Origin of the sequence: Gilliamella sp. Pas-s95 (assembly GCF_009795795.1) — a bacterium.
GTDB classification, from domain to species: Bacteria; Pseudomonadota; Gammaproteobacteria; order Enterobacterales; family Orbaceae; genus Gilliamella; species Gilliamella bombicola.
This window is the reverse complement of the sequence record NZ_WTFC01000008.1, coordinates 70580-80524: the sequence shown is the minus strand read 5'-3', so window position 1 is coordinate 80524 and position 9945 is coordinate 70580. Positions and strand designations below refer to the sequence as shown.

The 9945-nt window shown below is 38.4% G+C and carries 10 protein-coding genes; 5 read left to right on the top strand and 5 right to left on the bottom strand.

Annotated features, from left to right (window positions below; all coding sequences use genetic code 11):
• Window positions 1–508: 508 nt before the first annotated feature.
• From GQ598_RS03600 to GQ598_RS03590, 3 genes are read right to left on the bottom strand one after another with little or no spacing between them, the layout of a single operon-like run.
• Window positions 509–1147 carry a 3-oxoacid CoA-transferase subunit B gene (locus tag GQ598_RS03600; RefSeq protein ID WP_160402390.1) on the bottom strand — a complete coding sequence of 213 codons (639 nt, stop codon included), beginning with the start codon at window positions 1145–1147 and terminating at the stop codon, window positions 509–511.
• Window positions 1147–1803, bottom strand: coding sequence for a CoA transferase subunit A (locus GQ598_RS03595; RefSeq protein WP_160402389.1), 657 nt, complete (start codon window positions 1801–1803; stop codon window positions 1147–1149). The genes GQ598_RS03600 and GQ598_RS03595 overlap by 1 nt, the downstream gene beginning before the upstream one ends.
• 14 nt (window positions 1804–1817) lie before the next feature.
• The gene (locus tag GQ598_RS03590; RefSeq protein ID WP_160402388.1) at window positions 1818–2996 is read right to left on the bottom strand and encodes an acetyl-CoA C-acetyltransferase; all 1179 of its coding nucleotides are present in this window, start codon (window positions 2994–2996) and stop codon (window positions 1818–1820) included.
• 147 nt (window positions 2997–3143) lie between these two features.
• Between GQ598_RS03590 and GQ598_RS03585 the strand changes: the two genes are divergently transcribed.
• The 5 genes from GQ598_RS03585 (at window position 3144) to csdE (ending at window position 7888) form a co-directional block, all read left to right on the top strand.
• The gene (locus tag GQ598_RS03585) at window positions 3144–4043 is read left to right on the top strand and encodes a LysR family transcriptional regulator (RefSeq protein ID WP_160402387.1); all 900 of its coding nucleotides are present in this window, start codon (window positions 3144–3146) and stop codon (window positions 4041–4043) included.
• Between the two features lie 170 nt (window positions 4044–4213).
• On the top strand, window positions 4214–5209 hold the full coding sequence (locus GQ598_RS03580) for a peptidase U32 family protein (protein ID WP_091350486.1): 996 nt from the start codon (window positions 4214–4216) through the stop codon (window positions 5207–5209).
• Between the two features lie 155 nt (window positions 5210–5364).
• Window positions 5365–6243, top strand: coding sequence for a U32 family peptidase (locus tag GQ598_RS03575; RefSeq protein WP_160402386.1), 879 nt, complete (start codon window positions 5365–5367; stop codon window positions 6241–6243).
• A complete protein-coding gene (csdA, locus tag GQ598_RS03570) occupies window positions 6200–7423 on the top strand; it encodes a cysteine desulfurase CsdA (RefSeq protein WP_237410307.1) in 1224 nt (407 codons plus the stop codon). The genes GQ598_RS03575 and csdA overlap by 44 nt, the downstream gene beginning before the upstream one ends.
• Before the next feature lie 69 nt (window positions 7424–7492).
• Window positions 7493–7888, top strand: coding sequence for a cysteine desulfurase sulfur acceptor subunit CsdE (csdE, locus tag GQ598_RS03565; protein ID WP_160402385.1), 396 nt, complete (start codon window positions 7493–7495; stop codon window positions 7886–7888).
• 48 nt (window positions 7889–7936) lie between these two features.
• Here the strand turns inward: csdE and dolP are convergent, their stop codons facing one another.
• On the bottom strand, window positions 7937–8515 hold the full coding sequence (gene dolP, locus GQ598_RS03560) for a division/outer membrane stress-associated lipid-binding lipoprotein (protein ID WP_160402384.1): 579 nt from the start codon (window positions 8513–8515) through the stop codon (window positions 7937–7939).
• A 92-nt stretch (window positions 8516–8607) separates the two neighbouring features.
• The gene (gene xseA, locus GQ598_RS03555) at window positions 8608–9942 is read right to left on the bottom strand and encodes an exodeoxyribonuclease VII large subunit (RefSeq protein ID WP_160402383.1); all 1335 of its coding nucleotides are present in this window, start codon (window positions 9940–9942) and stop codon (window positions 8608–8610) included.
• Between the last annotated feature and the right edge of the window lie 3 nt (window positions 9943–9945).

The window sequence follows — 9945 nt, the reverse complement described above, 5'->3', positions numbered from 1 at the left end:
AGGTTAGCACGCCAAACAGGGATGTTTGGCGAGTTTGTGGTGCGCCGGGAGCGCGTCCACAAACGGTGCGTTAAGACCGAGCGACAAATTTGTCTGGAACAAATTTGAACACCTTAGCATAGCGAAGGTGGCCTCGAAGAGGCGAGTATCAGGATGATACGAGTAATTGCGGAGGGCAGCCGCAGGCCACATTCTGCAGCCAAAGCGTGGGATTGCAAAGGGAATTCCCTTTGCTCGGACGTGGTCACTGTAGCTATTTTGTTCACCAAAGGTCAAAACGTCCGAAACCTGCACACTTAATTTATTCTATTCACCAAAACCAAAAAGGCTCGATTTTCCGCTAAAAATCGGTCAGAAAAGGTATTGATTTTATTCAAGTTTTTTTCTAGCTGTTTTTTATAAAAATATTGCCCACCTTGCGTTATGGAATAACAAAACCACTCACTGTGATGAATGGTTTTGTTGGTAGTGAATTGCAATGATGTTGCAATAATTATAATACACTAATTTATAATGCAATAATTAATGGCGCTTCGGTTGCAGCAATAACGTCGTCAATGGAATATTCAGGGTTTATTTCAATTAGTTTGAGTCCTTCTGGTGTTACGTCGATGACGCCCATTTCTGTAATGATGAGATCAACCGCATTAACCGCCGTTAATGGTAATGTGCAACTTTTTAGAATTTTATGTGTGCCTTTAGATGTGTGCTCCATTGCGACAATGACTTTTTTAGCGCCAGTCACTAAATCCATTGCGCCCCCCATACCCGGCACCATTTTGCCCGGAATCATATAATTAGCAATATTTCCAGATTGGTCTACTTGTAGTGCGCCAAGTACAGAAACATCAACATGCCCCCCGCGAATAATTCCAAACGAGGTGGCACTGTCAAAAAAGCTGCCACCGGGTAAAATGGTGACAACTTGCCCCCCTGCGTTGACGATGCTTTCGTCGATTTCGTCTGTTGATGGGGTTGGACCTAGTCCTAAAAAGCCATTTTCTGATTGTAAGATAATTTCAATCCCTGTGGGAATAAAATTAGCAACACGAGTCGGTAAACCAATTCCAAGATTAACAATATCACCATCATGTAACTCTTTAGCAACACGTTTTGCAATATAATTTTGTAATTGTTCTTTGTCCATTAGCAACTTCTCCCTTTTACAATGTAGTCAACAAAAATCCCTGGTGTGGCTATTTCTTGCGGGTCAAGTTCACCAACTTCAACAATTTCTCCTACTTCAACAATTGTTGTTTTGGCTGCGCTAGCCATGACATTATTGAAGTTATTCATTGAGCCTTTGTAAATGAGATTGCCTGCACGATCAGCTTTTGCTGCATACAATAAAGCAACGTCGGCAAATAATGGTTTTTCAAGTAAATAATCTTTACCATCAACGGTGATTTTTTGTTTGCCTTGCTCGACCAATGTTCCTATGCCTGTTGGCGTTAAAACGCCACCTAACCCATAGCCTGCACATCGTATACGTTCGGCTAGCGTGCCTTGTGGAACAAGTTCAACTTCGGTTTCACCAGTATTCATTTGTCTGCCTGTTTCTTTATTTAGTCCAATGTGAGATGCAATAATTTTTTTAAATTGTTTTAGCATCACCATTTTTCCAACACCTTTGTCGATCAAGCCAGTATCATTGCAAATTAATGTTAGATCTTTGATGTTTTGTTGGCATAAAAAATCAATCAGCATTTCAGGTGATCCGTTTGCCATAAATCCCCCTACCATCACGGCTGTATCATCTTTAATCAAAGATAGTGCCTGTTCAATATTTACTACTTTATCCATAACGCCTCCAGTCCTTATCGAGAAACAACCATTGCAATACCCTGACCACCACCAATGCAAAGTGTAGCCAAACCATTTTTTACATTGCGTTTTTTCATTTCGTAAATAAGTGAAATTAAGATTCGAGCACCACTAGCACCAATTGGGTGCCCTAAGGCGATAGCTCCCCCGTTGACATTCACTTTTTCGGCTGGCAATTTTAAGGTATTGCAAACGGCTAGTGCTTGTGCGGCAAATGCTTCGTTAGCTTCGAATAAATCAATATCGTCGACATTCAATCCTGCTTTTTGTAGTGCCTTTTGCGTAGCAGGAATTGGGCCAATGCCCATCACATCTGGAGCAACACCAGCCGATGCCGAGCTGGTGATGGTGGCAAGTGGTTCAAGTCCTAATTTTTCTGCTTTTTCTCGACTCATTAAAATAAGTATTGCAGCCCCATCATTAATGCCCGATGCATTACCTGCGGTAACCGTACCATCTTTTTTAAAGACTGGGCGTAATGCAGATAGTTTGTCTAATGTTGTGTTGGGTTTTGGGTATTCGTCTGTATCAATGACGGTTGGTTCCCCTTTTTTGTTGGGGATGGATACTGGTACGATTTCGTCTTTAAATCGTTGGGTTTGTAGTGCGGTTGCAGCTTTTTGTTGGCTAGCAAAAGCTAATTCATCTTGAGCGGTTCGTGTAATATTGTATTGTTCGGCAACATTTTCAGCCGTGATGCCCATGTGGTAGTGGTTGAAAGCATCGGTTAATCCATCGTTAATCATGGTATCAACCATTTGTGCATTGCCCATTTTTAGACCAAAACGTACATTGGGCATGACATACGGTGACAAGCTCATGCTTTCGGCTCCACCAGCAATAACGACGTCAGCCTCACCACTTGCGATAGCTTGAGCAGCAAGTTGTACCGTTTTTAAACCGGAACCACACACTTTATTAACGGTAAAACTCGATACATTGTCAGGCACACCTCCCTTGATGGCAATTTGTCTTGCAACATTTTGCCCTAGTCCTGCTTGCAATACGTTGCCCAAAATGACTTCGTCAACTTCACTAGGGTTAAGGGAGATTCTGTCCATCGCTTCTTTCAGCGCGGTTGCCCCTAAATCAACAGCAGATACATTTTTAAATGCGCCACCAAAACTACCAATCGGTGTTCGAACAGCAGATACGATTACAACTTCTTTCATACAATATCATCCTTTTTAGCCTAAACAATAAATTTAACTTATGCTAAGTGAAGGATTTATCTTTGTCCAAGACTGGTTTATTATAGTATCTATAAGTTTATCTTATAGAATATGTTGTTATTTAACGTTGAAAAGTGATAGTAAAGTATGGATATCAGGCATCTTCAATATTTTGTTGCAATTGTGAAGGCGGATTTTAATTTGTCTTTAGCGGCTAAAAGGCTTTACATCTCTCAGCCAGCTTTGAGTCAATTTATTAAACAATTTGAGGATTCAGAAAAGGTCGATTTGTTTGAACGTTATAAAGGCCGTTTACAAGGTTTAACGCCAACTGGTGAACTCTTTTATGAGCAAGTTAAACAGCTATTATTACAATATAATTCAATGCTAACAGCAATTCGGGAAGATGCAGGGCAATTAAAAGGTAAAGTGAGAATCGGAATACCACCATTGATTTTGGGAGCGGTGTTTTCTGATATTATTGCTGATTTGATTATTAACCACCCCAATATTGAAGTCGAAATTATCGAAAAAGGAGCGTACGAATTAGGTCGTATGTTTATGGTTGATGAGCTGGATTTTGCTATTTTACTTGATCCAACTAATATCAATCCTTCTATTATTGATGAGCATTTAATACAACAAAGTGAATTGTCAGTTTTTTTTCATCGTGAGCATCCTCTTGCCGAAAAAGAAAAATTAACATGGTTAGATTTAAATGATCAGATGCTGGCCATTTTTGAACCTAGTTTTATGATTCACCATAAATTGATGAAAAAATTCAGTGAATACAATATTCAACCACAAAAATGTACCATGTCAGCATCATGGGATTTTTTGTTATTACTTGCCACAAATTCGAAGTTTTTGACTATTTTGCCTTCGCCTATTTTGGATATTTATTCGAATCATAATATTGTCGAACGGCGTTTTGTCGATCCCATTGATTGGAAGGTGCTGCTGTGTCACCCTAAAAAAGATCGTTATTCAAAATTGCATCAATATGTGTTTAACTATATGTTGTCTTATTTTAAAAATAAGAACTAATCAAACAAGTGTGTATTAGTATTCAAATCAGACTATGGTAAAGCAACGTTATACAATACACTCGCGTCTGCTGTTTTTTTAGCTAACCCGTTGCTTTCCATTCGCATTACTTTCAGAATTATTGCATAATACACTGCGTATAAACGACCAAACTTAAGTTAGGAATAATTATGGAACTTCTTTGCCCAGCAGGATCTTTACCGTCACTAAAAGTGGCTATCGATAACGGTGCTGATGCTGTTTATATTGGTTTGAAAGATGATACCAATGCCCGCCATTTTGCTGGTTTGAATTTTAACGAGAAGCGCTTGATTGAAGCATCTGATTATGTACATAAACGTGGCAAAAAATTACATATTGCCATTAATACTTTTGCCCATCCTGAAAATTTTCAGCGTTGGCAATATGCGGTTGATACTGCTGCCAATATTGGGGCTGATGCGTTAATTATTGCTGATCTTGCTATGCTTGATTATGCGGCTGAAAAGTACCCTGATCTTGAGCGTCATGTTTCGGTGCAAGCATCATCGACTAATGAAGAGTCGATTAAGTTTTACTATAACAATTTTCAGGTACATCGTATTGTGTTACCGCGTGTACTTTCGATGCATCAAGTCAAACAATTATCTCAAGTTTCTCCTGTTCCGCTTGAAGTATTTGCTTTCGGTAGCTTGTGCATTATGGCGGAAGGGCGCTGTTATTTATCATCGTATTTAACTGGTGAATCACCCAATACTGTTGGGGCTTGTTCGCCGGCTAAATTTGTTCGCTGGGAAGAGACCGATAAAGGACTTGAGTCACGACTCAATAATGTGTTAATTGATTGCCATAAAAAAGGCGAAAATGCAGGCTACCCAACGCTATGTAAAGGACGGTATTTTGTTGGCGAAGAGCTTTACCATCCAATCGAAGAGCCGACCAGTTTAAATACGATTGAACTATTACCTGAGCTATTTGCTGCTAATATTGCCTCGGTTAAAATTGAGGGTCGTCAGCGTAGCCCTGCTTATGTCGAGCAAGTAACAAAAGTATGGCGCCAAGCCATCGATCGTTATAAAGCCAATCCGGAGTCATTCCAAGCAGAAAAAAGCTGGATGGATACGCTTGGTTCTGTTTCAGAAGGGACACAGACAACATTAGGCGCTTATCACCGTAAATGGCAATAACGTAATTTATCTACCTAAATAAATAATTAAAAAATATATGTTTTAAGGTAATATTTCACTTTTTATATCTTCTGTTTTTTGTCAATACATACAGCTGATAAGGTATTATCTTAATGATTTAATTGATCTGATATAAAAATATTGTGAGCAAAACTATGAAATACGCATTAGGACCGGTGCTCTATTATTGGCCTAAAACTGAAACAGAAGCTTTTTATTATGCCGCTAAAGATAGTCAAGCGGATATTATTTATATGGGCGAAACCGTTTGCACCAAGCGTCGCGAAATGAAAGTTGCCAATTGGATTGAACTGGCAAAAGAAATTGCTAAATCGGGTAAACAAGTAGTACTTTCAACTCTGGCGTTACTTGAAGCACCATCAGAATTAAACGACTTACGACAATTGGTCAATAACGGTGATTTTTTAGTAGAAGCAAATGATTTAGCAACCATTAATATTGCACAAGAGCATAAATTACCGTTTGTTGCAGGTCCTGCCATTAACTGTTATAACGCGTTAACTTTAAAATTATTACAAAAACAAGGGATGGTACGTTGGTGTATGCCGGTTGAGCTTTCTCGTGATTGGTTAACCAATGTGCTTAATCAGTTTGAAAATTTAAATATTAAGCGAAATTTTGAAGTTGAAGTATTCAGTTACGGTTATTTACCTTTAGCTTATTCAGCACGTTGTTTTACCGCTCGTTCGGAAGACAAGCCTAAAGATAAATGTGAAACATGTTGCATTAACTACCCTGTTGGCCGCGAAGTGTTCTCGCAAGAACAGCAAAAAGTATTTGTACTAAACGGTATTCAGACCCAAAGTGGTTATTGTTATAACTTGGGTAATAATCTCAAAGAGATGAAAGGATTAGTGGATATAGTTAGAATTTCACCCCTTGGTCTTGAAACGCTCGATATTGTCAAACAGTTCAAAGCTAATGAAGATGGATTAAACCCGCTGCAAATTGAACATAAACGAGATTGTAATGGTTACTGGAATGGTATTGCCGGACTTGAACTTACCCAATAAGCATTTTGTACCAGAGCAATTTAGGGCGGATTTTCCGGCGCTTAATAGTGAAAGCGTATATCTTGATTCGGCAGCAACCGCACTTAAACCACAAGTGATGATTGATGCAACATTTGCGTATTATGCACAAAATACAGCCACCGCAAAACGTAGTTTGTATCAAGATGCTTTGCAAGTCACAACAACAATTGATAAAGCAAGGCAAAATGTTGCTGATTTGATTCATGCCAACAACAATGCTGAAATTATCTGGACGCGGGGTGCAACCGAATCAATTAATTTAATCGCGCAAAGCTATGCTCGCCCGTTGCTACAACCTGATGATGAAATTATTGTGAGTGAGTTAGAGCATCATAGCAATTTATTACCTTGGCAAATTGTTGCTAAGCAAACAGGTGCTAAAGTCATAAAATGGTCATCAGATATTGATGAATTATCATCGCTACTGTCAGCAAAAACCAAAATTGTTGCCATTACCCAAATGTCAAACGTCACTGGATTTTGCCCTGATTTAACAACAATTAGCCACATTGTTCATCAACATAATGCCATTTTAGTTGTTGACGGAGCACAAGGTATTGTTCACCATGCGCTTGATGTTCAGCAGTTAAATATCGATTTTTATGCTTTTTCTGCCCATAAATTGTATGGACCAACTGGTCTTGGTGTTTTATATGGTAAACAGGTTTTACTTGAGCAAATGTCGGTTTGGCATGGTGGCGGTAAAATGCTAAAAAACGCCTCATTTGATGATTTTATTCAAGAAGATCTCCCTTATAAATTTGAGGCAGGCACCCCCAATATTGCAGGCATTCTTGGCTTTAACGCAGTACTTGAATGGTTAAAAAGTTGGGATAATAAGCAAGCAGAAAACTACACAAAGCAGCTAGCTTTCTATACTAAATCACAACTAAACCAACTGACCGATATTCAATTTTATAGTGTGGATAATAGCCCAATTATCACGTTTAATATCAACAATATTCATCATAATGATATTGCCATTTTATTAAGTGAACAAAATATTGCGATCCGCACTGGTGAGCTTTGTGCTCAACCTTTAATGAATAAATTAGGTTGCCATGGTGCGATTCGTCTATCATTAATGCCCTATAATAATCAGCAAGATGTGGATAAATTTATTTCAGAGTTGCAAAGTGCGATTGAAATATTGATGTAGTTTTATATTAAACGATATAAACTCCTGAAAATTTTTTACAAAATAGTCAACCATAAATAGGTCAATATTATGCTATCACAGCAAAATTTAACCGAGTTATTTGCAAAGCATCATAATTGGCAAGATCGTTATCGACAGTTAGTGTTGTTAGCAAAGCAATTGCCTGATTTTCCTGACGAGCAAAAAACAGAGCAAAACCAAGTCAATGGCTGCGAAAATCGAGTTTGGCTTAGTTATCAAAAGCAGGCCGATAATACCTATGTTTTTAGTGGCGATAGCGAAGGGCGAATTGTGAAAGGGTTATTGGCAATTTTAATCATTATTGCTAATCACAAAACAGCACAGCAAATTGCTGCTATTGATTTTCAATCAATTTTGCATGAATTAAAAATTACTGACGAACTCAGTCAATCCCGTTTGCAAGGACTTGCAAAATTAATTGATCGTATTAAGTCGATCACATAAAAAAAAGGGGCTAATGAGCCCCTTTTTTTAGTATATTTTCGGTATTGGTTAGTTTTCAATATAAGTAAATAGTGTGATGACTTTTTTCACACCATTGACTTTACTTGCCAATTCAGCCGCTGCTTTGCCTTCTTCTGATGTGACAATACCAATTAAAAATACTTCGCTATTTTCAGTAACAACTTTAATATTGCGTGCTTTTGTTTGCGCATTTAAAATTAATTGAGATTTAACTTGTGTTGTTATCCAAGCATCATTGGTAATTGTACCGGCGCCAACAGGTTCACCAATACGAATTTGATTATAGACTTTTTTTACCCCGTCAACTTGATAAGCAAGACTTTCAGCTTTTTCAGCTTGTTCATTATTCGCTTGCCCAGTCAAAAGAATGTTGCCATTATAAGTACTCAAAATAACACGCGATCCAATAAAGAAAGGTCCATTGTCTTTAATTTTCATACTCATCCGTGAATTGAGTGTTGTATCATCCACTTGAGTACCTGCTGTACGAGGATCTGTGGCAACTTTTGCCGTGGCCCCTGCTCCTACCCCGATAACGGCAGCAACGCAGCCTTGTAATATTAATGTGCAAGATATTAACATTACCATTAAGGTCACTTTTTTCATTATCACTCCTTATGACTTATTACTTAGTAATAATCAAATTCCAATAAATTTGCCATTATTATGCCTTGTAGAGGTTGATTTGCAAAATAATTTTATTCATCAATTTTTGTAATTTGGCTAATTAGTTTTCCTTTTTTTAACCTTGTTATAATTAATTCACCCACAGTAACTTGCTCAGAAAAACGAACCACTGCTTTGTTTTGGTTGGTCGTAACTGAATAACCTCGTTCAAGTGTCGCTAGTGGGCTAACGCTGTTAAGTTGCGAGGTTTGTAACACAAATTGATGTTGAGATTGAGTCAGTTTTTGTTGTGCTAAATGAGTAATTTGTTGTTGCTTTTGGCCAACAAGCTGCTGTAAATAATGGATCTTATTTTGCGGTGAGACGCGCGATAATCGTTTGTCTAATTGATTATGGCGGTTTGACTGTCTGAGCAAATATTGCTGAATGTTGTCGTATAATGTGTGGCGATAAGTTAGTAACATATTTAGCTGTTTTGCTAGTTTTGCTTGTGGGTGTTGAGTTTGTAATTGATGACGCCATTTATTGAGTTTTTCACGGCACTGAATTAAATAGTAATCCATTGCCATAGATAGGTGTTGTTCTTGAACTTGTAGGCGTTTTACTTGAGCTAAGCTATCTTGGCTAACTAATTCAGCCGCAGCAGATGGCGTAGCTGCTCTAACATCAGCCACAAAATCAGCAATGGTAAAATCAATTTCATGCCCAACCGCACTGACAATAGGTAATTGGCTTGCAAAAATAGCCCTTGCCACCACTTCTTCATTAAATGACCATAAGTCTTCCAGCGAGCCACCGCCTCGCCCAACGATTAATACATCACATTCTTGACGAATGTTGGCAATTTGAATCATTTTAGCAATTTGTCCTGCCGCTTCACTGCCTTGTACTTGTGTTGGGTAGATAATCAAATGCAAACTTGGATCACGACGTTTTAATATCTGGCAAATATCATGCAACGCTGCTCCCGTTGAGGAGGTAATAATCCCAACGGTGCGGATATTTTCGGGTAGTGGCTTTTTATAAATGGCATCAAATAACCCTTCATCAGAAAGCCTTTTCTTTAACTGTTCAAATTTTTGTTGTAATAGCCCTGCACCTGCGGGTTGAATTTTATCAATCACCAGTTGATATTCACCACGCGCTTCATACAGCGTTACCGTTGCTTTAACCAAAACTTGTTGCCCATTTTGTGGAGTAAAACCTGCACGAAAATTACTATTGCGAAACATGGCACAACGCACTTGTGCGCTATCATCCTTTAACGAAAAGTACCAATGTCCCGATGAAGGGCGCGAAAAGTTAGAAACCTCTCCCACTAACCAAACCTGTCCGATCGCATCAGAAAGTAAATCTTTAACTATTTGATTAAGATCTTTGACCGATAAAACGGAGCTGTTTTGCATTTA

What these genes read in the sequence shown, in the direction of transcription:
- GQ598_RS03600 (WP_160402390.1), bottom strand. Translation starts at nt 1,147, where the DNA reads ATGGACAAAGAACAATTACAAAATTATATTGCAAAACGTGTTGCTAAA.
- GQ598_RS03595 (WP_160402389.1), bottom strand. Translation starts at nt 1,803, where the DNA reads ATGGATAAAGTAGTAAATATTGAACAGGCACTATCTTTGATTAAAGAT.
- GQ598_RS03590 (WP_160402388.1), bottom strand. Translation starts at nt 2,996, where the DNA reads ATGAAAGAAGTTGTAATCGTATCTGCTGTTCGAACACCGATTGGTAGT.
- GQ598_RS03585 (WP_160402387.1), top strand. Translation starts at nt 3,144, where the DNA reads ATGGATATCAGGCATCTTCAATATTTTGTTGCAATTGTGAAGGCGGAT.
- GQ598_RS03580 (WP_091350486.1), top strand. Translation starts at nt 4,214, where the DNA reads ATGGAACTTCTTTGCCCAGCAGGATCTTTACCGTCACTAAAAGTGGCT.
- GQ598_RS03575 (WP_160402386.1), top strand. Translation starts at nt 5,365, where the DNA reads ATGAAATACGCATTAGGACCGGTGCTCTATTATTGGCCTAAAACTGAA.
- csdA (WP_237410307.1), top strand. Translation starts at nt 6,200, where the DNA reads ATGGTTACTGGAATGGTATTGCCGGACTTGAACTTACCCAATAAGCAT.
- csdE (WP_160402385.1), top strand. Translation starts at nt 7,493, where the DNA reads ATGCTATCACAGCAAAATTTAACCGAGTTATTTGCAAAGCATCATAAT.
- dolP (WP_160402384.1), bottom strand. Translation starts at nt 8,515, where the DNA reads ATGAAAAAAGTGACCTTAATGGTAATGTTAATATCTTGCACATTAATA.
- xseA (WP_160402383.1), bottom strand. Translation starts at nt 9,942, where the DNA reads ATGCAAAACAGCTCCGTTTTATCGGTCAAAGATCTTAATCAAATAGTT.